The sequence below is a fragment of the Henriciella sp. AS95 genome (genome assembly GCF_038900055.1).
GTDB lineage: Bacteria > Pseudomonadota > Alphaproteobacteria > Caulobacterales > Hyphomonadaceae > Henriciella.
The window spans coordinates 1,360,007-1,375,727 of the sequence record NZ_JBBMQM010000001.1 but is presented as its reverse complement, the minus strand read 5'-3'; the positions used below and the strand labels follow the sequence as shown (position 1 = coordinate 1,375,727).

At 59.5% G+C, this 15,721-nt stretch carries 13 protein-coding genes; 3 read left to right on the top strand and 10 right to left on the bottom strand.

The features are described from left to right. Nucleotides 1–24: 24 nt before the first annotated feature. Nucleotides 25–834 carry a 4-hydroxy-tetrahydrodipicolinate reductase gene (gene dapB / locus WNY37_RS06835; RefSeq protein WP_342972717.1) on the bottom strand — a complete coding sequence of 270 codons (810 nt, stop codon included), beginning with the start codon at nucleotides 832–834 and terminating at the stop codon, nucleotides 25–27. A gap of 67 nt (nucleotides 835–901) precedes the next feature. Further along, nucleotides 902–1,792, bottom strand: a complete 891-nt coding sequence (locus tag WNY37_RS06830; protein WP_342972716.1) for a peptidylprolyl isomerase — start codon at nucleotides 1,790–1,792, stop codon at nucleotides 902–904. Nucleotides 1,793–1,866: 74 nt separating this feature from the next. Here WNY37_RS06830 and WNY37_RS06825 point away from each other — a divergent pair, with 74 nt between their 5' ends. Together WNY37_RS06825 and WNY37_RS06820 are read left to right on the top strand one after the other, a co-directional pair. Continuing rightward, the gene (locus WNY37_RS06825) at nucleotides 1,867–2,727 is read left to right on the top strand and encodes a 50S ribosomal protein L11 methyltransferase (protein ID WP_342972715.1); all 861 of its coding nucleotides are present in this window, start codon (nucleotides 1,867–1,869) and stop codon (nucleotides 2,725–2,727) included. Between the two features lie 43 nt (nucleotides 2,728–2,770). After that, entirely contained in the window at nucleotides 2,771–4,582 is a 1,812-nt protein-coding gene (locus WNY37_RS06820) for an aminopeptidase P family protein (protein WP_342972714.1), read from the top strand. On the opposite strand, the gene ligA is transcribed toward WNY37_RS06820, so the two are convergent. From ligA to WNY37_RS06805, 3 genes are read right to left on the bottom strand one after another with little or no spacing between them, the layout of a single operon-like run. Next, the gene (gene ligA, locus WNY37_RS06815) at nucleotides 4,579–6,684 is read right to left on the bottom strand and encodes an NAD-dependent DNA ligase LigA (RefSeq protein ID WP_342972713.1); all 2,106 of its coding nucleotides are present in this window, start codon (nucleotides 6,682–6,684) and stop codon (nucleotides 4,579–4,581) included. The genes WNY37_RS06820 and ligA overlap by 4 nt on opposite strands. Beyond that, nucleotides 6,681–8,381 (bottom strand): DNA repair protein RecN, encoded by a 1,701-nt coding sequence (recN, locus tag WNY37_RS06810; protein WP_342972712.1) that lies wholly within the window; start codon nucleotides 8,379–8,381, stop codon nucleotides 6,681–6,683. Before recN ends, ligA begins: the two co-directional genes overlap by 4 nt. 52 nt (nucleotides 8,382–8,433) lie before the next feature. Continuing rightward, nucleotides 8,434–9,255, bottom strand: a complete 822-nt coding sequence (locus WNY37_RS06805; protein WP_342972711.1) for an outer membrane protein assembly factor BamD — start codon at nucleotides 9,253–9,255, stop codon at nucleotides 8,434–8,436. A 181-nt stretch (nucleotides 9,256–9,436) separates the two neighbouring features. On the opposite strand from WNY37_RS06805, the gene WNY37_RS06800 reads away from it, so the two are divergent. Continuing rightward, nucleotides 9,437–9,889 carry a helix-turn-helix transcriptional regulator gene (locus WNY37_RS06800; RefSeq protein WP_342972710.1) on the top strand — a complete coding sequence of 151 codons (453 nt, stop codon included), beginning with the start codon at nucleotides 9,437–9,439 and terminating at the stop codon, nucleotides 9,887–9,889. Nucleotides 9,890–9,936: 47 nt separating this feature from the next. Here the strand turns inward: WNY37_RS06800 and lpxC are convergent, their stop codons facing one another. From lpxC to WNY37_RS06775, 5 genes are all read right to left on the bottom strand, one after another. Beyond that, entirely contained in the window at nucleotides 9,937–10,851 is a 915-nt protein-coding gene (gene lpxC, locus WNY37_RS06795) for a UDP-3-O-acyl-N-acetylglucosamine deacetylase (protein ID WP_342972709.1), read from the bottom strand. A 150-nt stretch (nucleotides 10,852–11,001) separates the two neighbouring features. Further along, nucleotides 11,002–12,405, bottom strand: a complete 1,404-nt coding sequence (ftsZ, locus tag WNY37_RS06790) for a cell division protein FtsZ (RefSeq protein WP_342972708.1) — start codon at nucleotides 12,403–12,405, stop codon at nucleotides 11,002–11,004. Nucleotides 12,406–12,500: 95 nt separating this feature from the next. Further along, nucleotides 12,501–13,796 (bottom strand): cell division protein FtsA, encoded by a 1,296-nt coding sequence (ftsA, locus tag WNY37_RS06785; protein ID WP_342972707.1) that lies wholly within the window; start codon nucleotides 13,794–13,796, stop codon nucleotides 12,501–12,503. Nucleotides 13,797–13,798: 2 nt separating this feature from the next. Beyond that, on the bottom strand, nucleotides 13,799–14,674 hold the full coding sequence (locus WNY37_RS06780; protein WP_342972706.1) for a cell division protein FtsQ/DivIB: 876 nt from the start codon (nucleotides 14,672–14,674) through the stop codon (nucleotides 13,799–13,801). Beyond that, on the bottom strand, nucleotides 14,662–15,570 hold the full coding sequence (locus WNY37_RS06775) for a D-alanine--D-alanine ligase (protein ID WP_342972705.1): 909 nt from the start codon (nucleotides 15,568–15,570) through the stop codon (nucleotides 14,662–14,664). The genes WNY37_RS06780 and WNY37_RS06775 overlap by 13 nt, the downstream gene beginning before the upstream one ends. Between the last annotated feature and the right edge of the window lie 151 nt (nucleotides 15,571–15,721).

Genomic DNA, 15,721 nt, shown 5'->3' with positions numbered 1-15,721 from the left:
GTAAATGCAATCTATGCCGTTGCGTCAGAGTCCGAGCACGTCGCTCATATCATAAAGACCCGGCGACTGGCGGATCGCCCAGCGGGCAGCGGCCAGTGCTCCATTGGCGAAAACAGCCCGGTCGAGCGCCGTATGGGAAAGCGACACGATTTCCATATCGCTGCCAAACGTGACTTCATGCTCTCCGATGACCCCGCCAGAACGGCGCACGGCAAAGCCGATCTTTCCAGGCTCCCGCTTTGCATCGGGTCCATCATAAGGCTCTGAGCGCAGCGTTTTGAGGTCAGCGCCCCGCCCGCTTGCAGCCGCATCCCCCAGCATGAGCGCCGTTCCAGACGGCGCGTCGACTTTGCGCCGGTGATGCGTTTCGAGGACCTCGATATCCCAGTCTTCACCAAGACTTTGCGCGGCCCGTTTTGTGAGCGCGCAGAGCAGGTTCACACCCAGCGAATAATTGCCAGCCTTGACGATTGCGAGGTCACCTGCCGCTTCTGAGATCTCTGCTTCGGCGGCCGCGTCAAAGCCAGTCGTGCCAATGATAACAGCCTGGACGCTTGTCTTGCGCAGGGCCGCCAGAGCGGCAAGCGTCGCCTTTGGTGTGGTAAAGTCGATCCATATATCGGCTTTCTTCGCGGCGTCTTCGACACTGTCGCTGATGGAGGTGGACAGACCCGGCCGGGCGAGCACTTCGCCGACCGTCTTGCCAATGTTTGGCGAGCCGGGTGCTTCGCTCGCGCCTGCAAGGATGTGACCGCCGTCAATGGCCGCATTTGCCAGTTGTTGGCCCATCCGTCCGGCGATCCCGGCAATTGCGATTTTCAGTCCTGAAGTCATGGCGACACTCTTAGACGGTTTTGCTCTGCTGCGCATAGGGCAGAAATTGGTCTATCAGCCAAGGACGTTACTCTGTTTCGACGCGGCGGACCGGCACGCTAAAACTGCAAATGTCCAGGATTTCCGGCGGCTTACGATAGAAGAATTCGTCGTTCCTGATCCGCTTTGAGCGCTTGAAGTCCTCAAAGGCCTGGCTGCCAGTCACCATCGCCTCCCATTTCGGCCGCGCCTCTTCCGGAAGGTCGGATGCCATCCGGAAAGACAGGATAACGTCACCCTGCAATGGGGGTTGGATCACACCATTCTCGATCTCGCGACTGCCGCGCTGGAGCGCCTGGACATGTTCCATCCCGTCAATGACGCGGCCAAAGACTGTGAGGTTTCTGTCAAGATAGCGCTGGGCATCAAGAACGATGTAGAATTCGGTCGAACCGCTGTCTGGATCGACATCTCGCGCCATCGCGATTGCGCCCGGACAATGAAGCAACCATTCGCGCCCGATCAATTCGCTGCGGCCGACCGGAAAACCAGTAATGTGGCCAACTTCGGGGGCGAAGAGATCTTTATTTCCGAGCGGCGTGAAGCGACCTGACGAATAGGGCCTGTCATTTTCATTGGTGAGGTTCGGCCAATCGAGAATAGCGGTCTCGTCCTGGAAGCCACCCTGAGCAACGAATCCGTCAATCACGCGATAGAAGCGATTACCGGCCATGATGCCGCCAAAGGCCAGCTTGCGCATACGATCAACATGAGCGGGCGCAAAGTCCGGATTGAGCTCGATGCTGATCGTCCCGTGTTCTGTCTCAATAAGCAGCAGGTTCTCAGCCTGGATCGGCCGCCATTCAGGCAGGACCTCCACACCGGCATCGGTCTCCTGCGCAGACCCAGGCAGCGAGATGATGCCAATCGCAGTTGCCACAAGGCACACCAGCATCGCTTGCCAGATGAAACGCGTCATTGCCTGCTCCCTGATTCCCGGTCGACACATGAAGACTATCGAGGTTTTGCGCGCTCTGCTATGCGCTTGCCGCAATGTATCAGATATCTGCAAAAGGCCCGCGTGAGGCCATTGAAGCGGCGTGGGACGCCCTCGCCTGGGCTGACCCTTCCCCTGCTGGCGCCGTCGATGCGAAAGAAGAAGGCCGCCATGCCTGGCGCCTCGACGCTTACGCGGAAGACGCCGATGACGCCGAAGCGTGCAAGGCGCTGATCCTGGAAACCTCTCCAGACCTCAACCCGGTTGTCGAAGAGCTGGAAGACCGCGATTGGGTGACCGTCTCCCTGGAAGGCCTTCCACCGGTCGACGCTGGACGTTTCATCGTCGCCGGTAGCCATGCTCTGGCCAAGTCGGCGCCGGGCAAGACACCAATCCTGATCGAAGCTGGCCCCGCTTTCGGGACCGGCCACCACGGCACGACGCTTGGCTGCCTGATCGGTCTGGAACATGTGTTGAAGGTGGGACGCCCGCAAAAAGTGCTGGATATCGGCACCGGCTCAGGCGTGCTCGCCATTGCCGCGATCAAGGCCGGGTCCAAGCGGGCGTGGGGCACGGAAATCGACGCCGACAGCGTCCGGGTCGCCAATGAAAACGCGGCGAAGAACCATGTTGCGAACGCATTCAAGACATTCGAGACCGCTGGCGGCGTCAATGCCACGCTTCGCGCGGATGCGCCGTACGATCTTGTTTTCGCAAACATCCTGTTCCGTCCGCTCGTCGGGCTTTGCCCAACCATCGCTCACCTGACCGCGCCGGGCGGCCACGTCATCCTGTCCGGCCTGCTGGCACATCAGGAACCACTGGTGCGCGACGCATATACCGGCCACGGCCTCAGCCTCGTCAAACGTATCCGCAAGGACGGCTGGGCAAGCCTCGTCTTTCGCAAGCCGCACTGAACAAGTTCTTCCGCTTCTCCACTGGAAGCACTAGATTAGCCGCATGAGACAGAATTTTGACGTGAAAGGCGGTCCACAGCTCGGCCGCAATAACCTGCCCAAGCTTCGCGACGCCATGAAGGCGCAAGGTCTGGATGGTTTCTACATCCCGCATGAGGATGAATATCAGAACGAGTACCTGCCCGCTTCGAATGACCGGTTGACCTGGGCCACCGGCTTCACCGGTTCGGCCGGCGCGGCAATGGTTCTGCAGGACAAGGCGGTCATCTTCGCCGATGGCCGATACACACTTCAGGTCCGCGACCAGACCGATCCTGACTTGATAGACGTGGAAAGCCTGCCCGATCCTGGTCCATTCGGCTGGCTCGCAGAACAATCGATGCCCGGCAAGACGATTGGCTACGATCCGCGCCTGATGACGCCGGATGAGTTGGCCAAACTCGAAACCGCTGCGAAGAAAGCCGGGGCGACCCTGGAGGCCGTAGAAACCAATCCAATCGATGCAGCCTGGGATGACCGGCCGGCTGAACCGATGGCCCCCGTCGTGCCCCAACCGCTGAAACATGCCGGCGTCGAAGCCACGACAAAGCGCGAAACAATCGCCAAAGCCCTTGAGAAGGATGGCGCGGACGCAGCCATCATAACGTCGCCTGCGTCCGTCGCATGGGCCTTCAATATCCGGGGCGGAGATGTCGCCTGCTCGCCGCTGCCGCTCTCGCGCGCAGTGATCAACAAGGACGGCTCGGCCGACCTGTTCCTCGATCCCCGCAAGGCGAGCAAGGACCTGCGCGAGCATCTCGGCAATACCGTGACGCTGCGTCCCATGGACGAACTCGAAACTGGGCTCGCTGGGCTGTCCGGAAAGACGATCAGCCTGGACCCGGCGCTCGCCTCGGCATGGTTCTTCAAACAGGTCGAAGATGCGGGCGCGACGATCCTTCGCCAGCCCGACCCCGTCTTGCTGCCAAAGGCCTGCAAGAACGAGACGGAAATTGCCGGTTCAGAAGCCGCCCATATTCGCGACGGTGCAGCGCTCACCCGCTTCCTGCATTGGCTGGACACCGAAGCGCAGTCTGGCGAGGTGACCGAAATCGATGCTGCGCTGAAGCTGGAATCGTTTCGAGAGGATCTCGGCGACCTCAACGACCTCTCGTTCGAAACCATTTCTGGTGCAGGTCCGCACGGGGCGCTGCCTCACTACCGCGTTTCTTCAGCGTCAAATCTGAAGCTCGAGCGCGGTACGCTCTATCTTGTCGACAGTGGCGGCCAATATCTCGACGGCACAACGGATGTGACCCGCACGGTGCCCATCGGCGATGCCTCAGGCGACATGAAACGGCACTATACGCTGGTGCTTCAAGGACACATCGCGCTGGCCAAAGTCCGCTTTCCGAAGGGCACGACGGGCACGCATCTCGACGCGCTGGCCCGCCACCCGCTCTGGCAGGCCGGCCTCGATTACGACCACGGCACCGGCCATGGCGTCGGCGTCTATCTTGGCGTTCATGAGGGGCCGCAGCGGATCGCGAAACCGTGGAATGCCATCCCGCTCCGGCCAGGCATGATCGTATCGAATGAACCGGGCTTTTACCGCGAAGGCCAGTACGGCATCCGCATCGAAAACCTGCAATATGTGACCGAAGCCACCGATATTCCCGGCGGCGAAAGAAAGATGCTGGGCTTCCAGTGCCTGACATGGGCGCCGCTCTCGCGCGACCTCATTGTGCAGGACATGCTATCGCCCGCTGAGCATGAATGGGTCGACCAGTATCATGCAGAGGTGCTCGAGAAGATCGGCCCGCTGGTCGAAGGCGATGTCAGCGACTGGCTGAAGGCCGCTTGCGCGCCGCTCTAAACGCCGGCCATCTCCAGCCACTCGTCTTCGGTCATCACCTGGATCCCGAGGTCTTCAGCTTTCTTGAGCTTTGAACCGGCGCCCGGACCTGCAACCACGATGTCTGTTTTACCAGAGACCGAGCCGGACACCTTTGCGCCGAGAGCCGTCGCGCGGGACTTGGCCTCGTCCCGCGTCATCTTTTCAAGCGTGCCCGTGAAGACAATCGTCTTGCCAGAAACCGCCGATTCGGAGGCCGGTGCTTCGGCATCGGCGACGTCGACCTTGTCGAGGAGGGCCGTCAGCATCTCCTGATTGTGCGGCTCGGCGGCGAACTCCTTCAGGCTTTTCACGGCCGTCTGCCCCACCCCATCGATGGACAAGAGATCGGCTTCCGCCGTTTCGTCTCCGCCCGCCGCTTTCTCGACCGTCTGCCAGAAAGCGGGCCAGCTAAGATAGCTGCGCGCAAAAACACCCGATGTCGTCTCGCCGACATGGCGAATGCCAAGCCCATTCAGAAATCTCTGGAAGGGCGGATTACGGCGGGCATCAATCGACGCGAACAGATTATTTGCAGATGTCTCGCCAAATCCTTCCCACTCCTTCAGAGGACGAAGGCCAGCTTCCTCAATCTTCTGCGCCAGCCGGAAAATATCCTGCGGGCCTTTCACAACGCCCGTGGAGTAAAAAAGCTCGACCTGCTTTGCCCCTAGCCCGTCAATATCCAGCGCCTTGCGCGAGACGAAATGTTTCAGTCTTTCAACGGCTTGCGCCGGACAGGTGAGACCGCCCGCACAGCGGCGGCGAACATCTTCCTCGCCGGTCTCGTCCGCTTCGCGAACGGCCGCTGCGCCACATTCCGGGCATTCAGTCGGCATCTCATAAGGCGCTGGCCGGTCGGTACGGTCCGGATCGACGACGCCGAGCACTTGTGGAATGACATCGCCCGCGCGCTGGATCTCGACCTTGTCGCCAGGGCGGACATCGAGCCGCGCAATCTCATCTTCATTGTGCAGCGTGGCATTGGAGACGACCACGCCGCCAACTGTGACAGGCGTCAGGCGCGCGACCGGCGTGAGCGTTCCTGTCCGGCCCACCTGGATTTCGATCGCTTCCAGTGTAGTGACAGCCTTCTCAGCGGGAAATTTATGAGCGATGGCCCAACGTGGAAAGCGACTGACGAAGCCGAGCCGTTCCTGCCAGTCGAGACGGTTCACCTTGTAGACCACGCCGTCAATGTCATAGCCAAGCGCAGCCCGCCGCTCTGCAAAATCATTATAGGCGTCGATGAGGCCAACCGTGTCCTTGTGCGGTTTGAACAGGTCATTCGTCACAAATCCCCACTCGCCCAGCATGGTGACGGCCTCTGTCTGCGTGTCGGCAAACTGGGCCGATACGGCTCCCCAAGCGTAGGCGAAAAAGCGGAGCGGGCGCGACCGGGTAATTGCGACGTCGAGCTGCCGCAAGCTTCCCGCAGCGGCGTTGCGAGGATTGGCGAACACCTTCTTCCCCGCGGCTTCCTGATTGGCATTGAGCGCCTCAAATGCATCGCCAGTCATGTAGACTTCGCCGCGTATCTCGATCATCTCAGGCCAGGTGTCGCCAGCCAGTTCGACGGGAATATCCTCAATCGTGCGGGCATTCGTCGTGACGTCCTCACCAACCTGCCCATTACCGCGCGTCGCAGCCCGGACGAGCTTTCCGTTTTCATAGGTGAGGCTGAGCGACAGTCCGTCGATTTTCGGCTCTGCCGTGATGACGAGTTCCTCAGTGTCAGCCAAGCCGAGATAACGTCGGATCCGAGCGACAAACTCTTCAACGTCTTCATCGGAAAAGGCATTGTCCAGCGAGAGCATGGGCACGCCATGGGTCACCTTCGAGAAAGCCTCAGACACCTCAATGCCCACCCGTTCGCTTGGGCTGTCTGAGCGTTTCAAATGCGGGAAACGCGCTTCGATCTCGAGATTACGAGCGCGGAGCGCATCATAGTCGGCATCGCTCAGGTGAGGATCATCATCCTTGTAATAGGCCGAATCGGCCAGCCGGATCTCGGTGGCGAGTCGGGCCAGTTCCCGTCGGGCGTCAGCTTCGTTCAACGCCTCGACGGGAACAGGCTTGCTCATACATCCTCCAGCAATCGCGATGCTGCCGCACGCGCCTCCTCAGTGATCGTTGAGCCGGAAAGCATGCGGGCAATTTCTTCATGTCTAGCGTCTGCATCTAGCCCGGTCAGCACCGTCCGGCCAAGTCCGTTTTGACCGTTGCTGTCCTTTGATATGAGCCATTGTCCGCTGGCGGCCGCTGCGACCTGCGGGCTGTGCGTGATGGCAAAGACCTGACGTGACGTGGCGAGGCGCGACAGGCGCTCACCAATTGCTGCGGCAACGGCGCCGCCAACGCCCTGATCGGCCTCGTCAAACACCATCACCGGCACAGCATTGGATTCCGCCAACACGCACTGGAGCGCGAGCGAAAAGCGGGCAAGCTCGCCGCCCGACGCGATCTGGCGAAGCGGACCAAAGCCGGCACCGGGATTGGTCTCGACCTCGAACTCGACTTTCTCTCGTCCCATCGCGCCAGATGCCCCTTCTTCGATCTCGTCGAAGCGAACACGCACACGTGTCCGGTCCAATTTCAGGGGTTTCAATTCGGTTTCGATAGAGGCCTCGAGCTGACGCGCCGCTGTCATGCGCGCCTGGCTCAACCGGTCTGCGACTGTTCGCCAGCGTGCCGCGGCATCCTTTTCTTCCGAGCGCGCCTTTTCGACATGGCGTTCAGGCGCATCGAACAGGTCGAGTTTCTCGGCGATCTCAGCGGTAAAATCTGACAGCTTGTCCGGCTCCACATTGTATTTGCGGGCGGCAGATTTCAGCGCAAACAGGCGCTGTTCGGCCTTTTCCAGTGAAGCCGGGTCATGGACCGCTGCATCGGCGAGCAGGTCCAGTGCAGAGCGCGCTTCCCCAAACTCGATAAGCGCCCGTTCAAGGGCCTCAGCAGCCGCCTTTGCCGCCTTCGACAGCGGACCACCCGACGCTTCAAGGCCATCAATGCGAAGCACGCGCTCGGCAGAGCGACTGGCCCGCGCCAATGCGCCCTCAATGTCGCCTTCGTCACAGGCAGCGACAGATTCAGCAACCGACTCGGCGATCTTCTCAGAATGCATCAAGACGCCGCGCTCACTGCTCAGCCGGTCATATTCACCGGCTTCAGCCCCGAGCACGTCCAGCTCTTCGGCGGCCGCGGACAGCCAGGCATAGCGTTCCTCTGATTCGGCAAGATCAGCTTCTAGAGCCTCACGCGCGGCGCGTTTTTCCTGATAGGTTTTCCAGGTCGCCGCGCATTGCGTGAGCAAGTCCTCATTTCCAGCAAAGAGATCAAGCATGGATCGATGCTGGGCCGGTTTCATCAGGCCGGAGGCGGCATGCTGACCGTGGATTTCGACCAGCGTCTCACCAACCGCCTGCAACAAGCCAGCGCTGGCGGGCTGATCGTTGATGAAAGCCCTCGCTGGTCCGGTCGATGAAATCACCCGCTTCAGCATCAGGGTTTCGAACGGCGACGCTTCGACGCCCTGCTCGGTCAGAACCGCCCAGACAGGGTGATCCGGCGGCAAACAGAATTCAGCCAGGACACTTGCCTGGTCTTCGCCCTTGCGGACGAATTTGCGATTAGCCGGGTCGCCAAGCGCCTGTCCCAGCGCATCAAGGATAATGGACTTGCCCGCACCGGTTTCCCCGGTGAGAGCGGTGAAGCCTTGGGCGACCTCGATGTCGAGTCGCTCAATAAGCAGGAAAGATCGTATAGAGAGCGCAATAATCATGCGCCCTCATAACACTGGAACAAAAAGAGAACAAGAGGTCTTGTTTAGACCGCTACCAAGGGGTCAGCTTCTGCAGCAGCGTCCGTTCAGATGACGTCCGCTGGGCCCCTGAGCTGTTGTTCTCGATGAGGTCATAGCTCATCTCGTACCAGGGCGAATTCGGATAATTGTAGCCGAGCACGGAAGCAGCAGCCACGGCCTGGTCACGCAAGCCAAGCGAGAGGTAAGCCTCGACCAGACGGTGGAGGGCCTCGGGCGTATGGGTGGTGGTGTCGAAGTCTTCGACCACGGTTTTGAACCTGTTCACTGCGGCCAGATGTTCATTCCGGCGCAGATACCAACGGCCGATCTCCATCTCCTTGCCAGCGAGCTGATCGCGGACCATGTCGATCTTCACTTCAGCATCACGCGCATAGTCGGTCTGCGGGAAGCGGCGGACAACATCGTTCAGCGCGGCCAGGGCGAGTTCGGTTGTCTTCTGGTCACGGCCGACGTCGACGATCTGCTGGAAGTAGCTGAGCGAAATGATGTAATACGCATAAGGCGCGCCCTGACCGGCCGGATTGAGCGACAGGTAGCGCTGAGCCGTCGATACCGCATCATCATACCGGCGAGAGCGGTAGGAGGCATAAGCGGACATCAGCGTGGAGCGGCGCGCCCATTCGGAATATGGGTGCTGGCGCTCGACTTCGTTAAAGAGCTCAATCGCGCTGATATAGTCCCGCTTGTCCAGTTCCTCAGCGCCGGCATTGTAAAGCGCTTCCACCGGCCGTTCGACATAGGCAAGGTCCCGTGCTTTGCGGCTGGAGCTACAGGCGCTCACGGCCAGGGTAGCTGTCGCGATGACGAGAAGGGATGACGACTTCAACTTCATGGATATGTCCACTGTCCACTAGAGTGGTCTGCACTTTGCCGCTGGAGCGGCTGATGTAAAGTGGGTGCGTGCAGGAACTTCTGTTCACATTCCTTGTTATTTTGACCGAACGGACTACCATCCGATTTGGACCACGCCGAAACCGGGAACGATAGGCGCCCGGCGATCAAGGCCGATAGCAATGACGACGAAGGAAAATAGCGGTTTCGCCGCCTCAGAAGTTGATACAATTGTCGGCGAGCGAATCCGCCGCCGCAGAATTCTGTCTGGCCTTACCCAGGACCAGCTTGGCGAAGCGCTCGGCGTTTCCTATCAGCAAATCCAGAAATACGAGACCGGTGCCAACCGCGTCAGCGCTGGCAGACTCTATCTGCTCGCGGCGGAACTCGACATTTCTCCGGGCTGGTTTTTCGAAGGTCTCCACGACACTCAGGACCCTGCCGACGACGAGATCGCGTCTTCATCGCGCTTCGCGATAGATTGCGTGCGGAGTTTGACCAAGATCAAGGATGAGCGCGTGCGCGCCGCCATTCAAACCATGATCCGGACTCTTGCAGAGGCTGATGATGTCGATGAGGCCGTAAGCCTGAGCGCGGCGCCTATTCAGCCATCCAACGGCCTGCCCGCCGAATAGACGGGCGCCCGTTTCCTGAACTCACACAATTTGAACGCGATAGACGCTTAAAGATGGGCGGCGGTAACAGCGTGCGTGGCGAGGGCCTCATCGGTTTCCCAACACCAGGCTGCAGGACGATCCAGCAGTGCACAGACCAGTTTGTTGTTCAGCGCATGTCCGGGCTGACGCGCTTCGTACACGCCAGCGATGGGCGCACCGGCCAGCATCAGATCACCAATTGCATCGAGGATCTTGTGACGAATGAACTCGTCATTCGTGCGCAAGCCTTCAGGGTTCACGATGTCATCACCGTCAAGGACAACCGCATTGTCGAGTGATCCACCACGCGCCAGACCCATTGCTTGCAGTTTTTCGACGTCTTTGGCGAAGCCGAATGTCCGGGCGAAGGCAATATCACGTGCGAACATGCCCGGAGACAGGCGCATGGACATCTGCTGCGTGCCGATCGCGCGGCTTTCAAATTCGATCTTGGCGTGGATTGAAAGATAATTGTCATCGGACGGGCTGAGACGCGCCACCTTCACACCGTCAGTGACTTCGATCTCTTCAAGGATGCGGATACGGCTGCGCAGCGCGCTCTGCTCGCGCAGCCCCGCCGACAGCAACAGCTCACAATAGACGGCTGAAGAGCCATCCATGATGGGTACTTCCGGCCCATCAATCTCGATCATGAGATTGTCGACACCAACGCCGGCGCAAGCGGCCAGAAGGTGCTCAACAGTGGCGACGGTGATGCCAGCTTCATTGCGCAGCGTCGTTCCAAGCTGGACTTCCGAGACCTGATCTCCGCGCGCAACAATCTCATTGTCACGGTCAGAAATATCTGTCCGGCGGAAACGGATACCTGTTCCAGCCTTGGCCGGTTTCATCACGATGCGCGCGCGCTCACCGCTGTGAACGCCAACGCCTGCGCAAACGACAGGACAATTGATGGTTTGCTGGAATTGCACGCTACTCATGAGAAGGACGCCCCTTTGTCATGGTTCTTATGAAGGGAGTCATCGTCCAGCTTCAAAACAAGGAGTATTGCGCTTTATTACAAAAAGGGCTCCGGGAGACCCCAGAGCCCTGATTTCATGTTAAAATTTAGGCTTCAAAACCTGCTGCTTCTAGTGGTTAGCAGACCGTCTCAGGAAGGCCGGGATTTCAAGATCGGCGTCATCGAATGGAGCGGCATTTGGATGGTCGTCGGGCGAGGAAACAATCTTCTCAGGCTGCTCGACGGCGCCCTCATCATTGTCTCCCGGTGTGGTGCCCTTGCGCCAGCCGAAAAGGTTCGCAAAGCCTGCCCCGCCATCATCCTCGTCCCGTTTTGAAGATTTTTGCGGCGTTCTCGAAAAAGCCTGATCAGCGGAGACCTGGTCGCTGCCCTCAGCGCGCTCAATGTGGGCTGGGGGAAGTGAGCGACCTTTGAAGTCTGGACGCGGGTCGCTTTCGAACATGTCATCCTGTTCGGAGGCGCTTCCACTGACCACGACTTTTGGCTGTTCTGTCTCAGCCTCATCCGGTGCGGCCTCGACCGAAACAGCCGCTGGCGCTTCAGCGTGGGCGACCGGGCTCGCAGCCTCGCCAGCCACTTCAATGCCTGCTGCAACAACAGACACGCGAAGGCGGCCTTCAAGTTCCGGGTCGAAGGTGGAACCAAGGATGATGTTGGCGTCTGGATCGACTTCACGGCGAATTTCATTGGCCGCTTCGTCGAGTTCAAACAGGGTCATGTCATAGCCGCCAGTGATGTTGATCAGGACGCCCTTGGCACCCTTCATCGAAACATCGTCCAGCAGCGGATTGTCGATGGCAGCGCGGGCAGCTTCGAGCGCGCGGCCTTCGCCTTCGCTCTCGCCCATGCCCATCATGGCAGAGCCCATGCCCTTCATGATCGTGCGCACGTCCGCAAAGTCGAGATTGATGAGGCCAGGCATGACCATGAGGTCGGTAATGCCTCGAACACCGGAATAGAGCACGTCGTCGGCCATGCGGAAGGCTTCGGCGAACGTGGTGCGCTCATTGGCGATGCGGAAAAGATTCTGGTTTGGAACGACGATCATCGTGTCGACGCCGTCGCGCATTTTTTCGAGACCGCTCTCGGCGATCTTCATGCGCCGCGCACCTTCGAAACCGAAAGGCTTCGTCACAACGCCAACGGTCAGGATACCTTTGTCGTGGGCAGCCTTGGCGATGACCGGTGCAGCCCCCGTACCGGTTCCGCCGCCGAGACCAGCAGCGATGAAGACCATGTGCGCACCTTCAAGGTACTCATTGATGTCGTCGATGGATTCTTCGGCAGAGGCGGCGCCGACTTCCGGACGAGCCCCGGCACCAAGGCCGGAGGTGGTTTCGAGACCAAGCTGGATGGAGTTCTCAGCCTTCGAGCGCTCCAGCGCTTGCGCGTCTGTATTCGCCACAACGAACTCAACGCCTTGCAGCTTCGCCTCGATCATGTTGTCGACAGCGTTACCGCCAGCGCCGCCGACACCAAATACTACGATCCGGGGCTTGAGTTCTTGAGTCATGAAAATAGTCCGCCTTTACAAATCTACCATGCAGGTTGTCAGGCTATAGATTGACGGCCTCAGACTAAGAGACAGTTAAGTGAAGTCTTCTGGCGTCAAAAATTTTCACTTAGCCAGCGAAAGACTTTCTTCAGCAATCCACCTTTGCCCGGCGTACCTCCACTGTCGGACGTGCTGCCAGCCCTAGCAACGTCCTTAAATCCCCTGAACTCATAGGATAGCAGACCTGCGGCTGTGGAAAAGACCGGATTGGCATGAGATTCACCTAAAATATCGGCTTCCACAGGCTTTCCAAGCCGTACAGGCTGCTGCAGGACGCGCGTGGCGACATCACGAACACCAGGCAGCAGGCTTCCGCCGCCGGTAAGTACGGTTCGTCTCGGCATGATTTTCTTCAGTTCGCTGCTGGAAAGCAGTTGCGATGTATATTCGAAGATCTCTTCGACGCGCGGTGCGATAATCTTGGCAATCTCGCCGCGTTCCATCCGATAGCCATTGAGCCGGCCATCATCACCAAGCCGCGCCACTTCAACGCGCTCGGCCATTCCCGGACCATCAGCGGCCGCATTGCCATGGATTGTCTTCATGCGCTCGGCAGCCGCAAACGTCGTCCCGATGCCTTGAGCGATATCGCCCGTCACATTGGCGCCGCCCGCGGGAACAAGGCCCAGCCACGCCGGAGACCCATTGATGAACGCGCAGGCCGCCGTCACGCCGGACCCCATGTCGATGCACAGCGCACCATTCTCGATTTCATCATCGATCAGCGTGCCAGCACCACTGGCGACAGCTGACGGAACGATGCGGTCAACATGCAGGTGTGCCCGGCCAACGCATTCAACGAGGTTGCGCACGAGCGATTTCGGCGCAGAAATGACGGACAAGAGGACGCTCAGCTTCTCGCCGATCATTCCAACCGGGTCCTTGATTCCTTCCTGGTCATCGAGTTGGTAGACCACCGGATGGGCGCTCAGGATTTCGCGCTGTTTCGGATTGACCTTTGAAAGCGCCGCGGCGTGCAGTTTCTTCAGGTCTTTCGCCGTGACGTCCCGTCCGCCGACATCAACCAGCGAAGCGACAAACTCACAGCCAACGCGCGGCCCTGTAATGCCGAGCACGACGTGCTCAATCCGCTCGCCTGCCTGGCGCTCTGCGTCTTCCACGGCGAGACGGACAGAGCGCTCCAGCGCATCCATGTCCTTGATCGAGCCACCGTTAAAGCCGCGCGATTGTTGCCGGCCACCACCGAGAAAAGTGAAACCCGCCTTTGAAGACGGATCGTACCGGCCAATCAGGCAGGTCACCTTCGAACTGCCGATGTCGAGCGACGCGATTGCCTGCCCGATACGGGCGGCCTTTGCAGGTTTCAGTCGTGACTCGGCAGTTGCCATGATCAGCTTTCCGCTGGCGCGCTACCGGCGCCAACTGTGCGTGTGGGTTTGAGAAAAATCTTTCCCGGGACACGCAGATCGATGCGGTCCAGGCTTCTTGAAGTCAGGGAGGTTTTGTTGTCGAGTTCGGCCAGCATCGCTGCAGCACCGCCAACAGAATGATCAACCGGCAGACGAATGGTGGCCCCGGTCTTGAGCTTGATGTCCCAACGGCGCTCGGAAACGCGCTGTGCATACGAAACCTTGGTTGCAAGGGACTGGTTAATGCCCATTGCCCGCACAAGCGCCGGAACGCCATCAGGTGCGCCCTGCCCCGCGACGCGGATAAGATCGGCGTGCTGCTCGGGCGGGACACCTTTTATGAGCTTCCCAAGGCTGTCGACCACGGTCCATTTTTCTCCATCATGCCACAGAGCAACTGGCTCGGCGGGAGACGCATGGATCAGGATCTGGTTCGGCCACAAGCGGTAAACCCTGGCGTCGGTCACCTGCCCTGTCGCCAGAATGCGGCGGCGGATCTTGTGTGGGTCAGAGGTAAACATGTTGTCGCCGCTTTCGACTTCAGCCTGGCGGACCACCATGGCAGCAAGAGCGGCATCGCCTTCCAGGCCGACAACTTTGACATCGGCAATGGCGAGGCCAAACGCCCCCGCCACGCCATCAAACGCTCCGGTCGCACGATTGCCCATTTTCGACAGTGAGCCGCCCATCAGCGCCGCGCCAGCGACGATAACGGCCAGAACCATGACGAGACCGAAGACGACCGATGAGGCATCGACGCTTTCATATTCCGGCTCAGGCGGTGGTGGCGCGGCCTTGCGGCGGCGTCCTCGCGCTGGCTCTACGGCCTGTTGTCTGCGTCCTCTTACCGGCGGCATGAAGCGTCCTCGATCATCCACGAAACGAGGTCCTCGAACGCGATGCCGGTAAAGGCAGCCTGTTCGGGCACTAGGGATGTCGGGGTCATGCCTGGCTGGGTATTTGTTTCCAGTATCACGAGCCGGTCCTTTTCCTCGTCAAAACGAAAATCGGACCGCGTCACGCCTCTACAACCGAGAGCTTGATGCGCCTTCAGGGATGCCTCCAGAGCCTGTTTAGTAACATGCTCGGGAATGTCTGCGGGCACAACGTGGCGCGATCCACCTGCAGCATATTTTGCGTCAAAATCGTAAAACTCCCTTAACGTTGTGATTTCAGTGACAGCCAGAGCTTTGTCACCCAGCACGGCAACGGTGAGTTCGCGGCCGGGAATGTATTCTTCGGCCATGAGATTGTCGCCATACTTCCAGTCGTCAGACAGCAGCAATTGCGACGGGCCGTTGTTTTCCTCGCGAACGAAGACGACACCGAAACTCGATCCTTCATTGACCGGCTTGATCACATAAGGCGGCTTCAATGGGTGCGCCCGAGCGGCTTCCTCGCGGGTCACGGCAACGTCCTGCGCCACATCCAGCCCAGCCTGGAGGTAGACCGCTTTGGACTTGCGCTTGTCCATGGCGATCGCGGACGCAGTCACACCCGAATGGCTGTAGGGAATGTCGAGAATCTCGAAGAGGCCCTGCACGCAGCCATCCTCGCCCCATGGTCCGTGCAGTCCATTGAGAATGACGTCCGGTGATGCATCTGCGATCTGCTGAGCGAGATCTCGCGTCGCGTCGATACCGACAGCGTCGTAGCCCGCCGCCTTAGCCGCCCGCAACATCTGGGTGCCGGACGAAACAGACACCTCCCGCTCGGACGACCAACCTCCATACACAACGGCAACTCGTTTCATGACTTTCTCCAGATCGGCGCGGCCGGATACCCGGCCTCATTGTCATAGACCCAACCACTCTGACGGGCAGAAATTAAGGCAGTGCTACGACATCCGACACCCGACAAAACAGGCCCTCAACATTACGAAATAGTAAGTTGCGACCGAAACC

What these genes read in the sequence shown, in the direction of transcription:
- dapB (WP_342972717.1), bottom strand. Translation starts at nt 834, where the DNA reads ATGACTTCAGGACTGAAAATCGCAATTGCCGGGATCGCCGGACGGATG.
- WNY37_RS06830 (WP_342972716.1), bottom strand. Translation starts at nt 1,792, where the DNA reads ATGACGCGTTTCATCTGGCAAGCGATGCTGGTGTGCCTTGTGGCAACT.
- WNY37_RS06825 (WP_342972715.1), top strand. Translation starts at nt 1,867, where the DNA reads ATGTATCAGATATCTGCAAAAGGCCCGCGTGAGGCCATTGAAGCGGCG.
- WNY37_RS06820 (WP_342972714.1), top strand. Translation starts at nt 2,771, where the DNA reads ATGAGACAGAATTTTGACGTGAAAGGCGGTCCACAGCTCGGCCGCAAT.
- ligA (WP_342972713.1), bottom strand. Translation starts at nt 6,684, where the DNA reads ATGAGCAAGCCTGTTCCCGTCGAGGCGTTGAACGAAGCTGACGCCCGA.
- recN (WP_342972712.1), bottom strand. Translation starts at nt 8,381, where the DNA reads ATGATTATTGCGCTCTCTATACGATCTTTCCTGCTTATTGAGCGACTC.
- WNY37_RS06805 (WP_342972711.1), bottom strand. Translation starts at nt 9,255, where the DNA reads ATGAAGTTGAAGTCGTCATCCCTTCTCGTCATCGCGACAGCTACCCTG.
- WNY37_RS06800 (WP_342972710.1), top strand. Translation starts at nt 9,437, where the DNA reads ATGACGACGAAGGAAAATAGCGGTTTCGCCGCCTCAGAAGTTGATACA.
- lpxC (WP_342972709.1), bottom strand. Translation starts at nt 10,851, where the DNA reads ATGAGTAGCGTGCAATTCCAGCAAACCATCAATTGTCCTGTCGTTTGC.
- ftsZ (WP_342972708.1), bottom strand. Translation starts at nt 12,405, where the DNA reads ATGACTCAAGAACTCAAGCCCCGGATCGTAGTATTTGGTGTCGGCGGC.
- ftsA (WP_342972707.1), bottom strand. Translation starts at nt 13,796, where the DNA reads ATGGCAACTGCCGAGTCACGACTGAAACCTGCAAAGGCCGCCCGTATC.
- WNY37_RS06780 (WP_342972706.1), bottom strand. Translation starts at nt 14,674, where the DNA reads ATGCCGCCGGTAAGAGGACGCAGACAACAGGCCGTAGAGCCAGCGCGA.
- WNY37_RS06775 (WP_342972705.1), bottom strand. Translation starts at nt 15,570, where the DNA reads ATGAAACGAGTTGCCGTTGTGTATGGAGGTTGGTCGTCCGAGCGGGAG.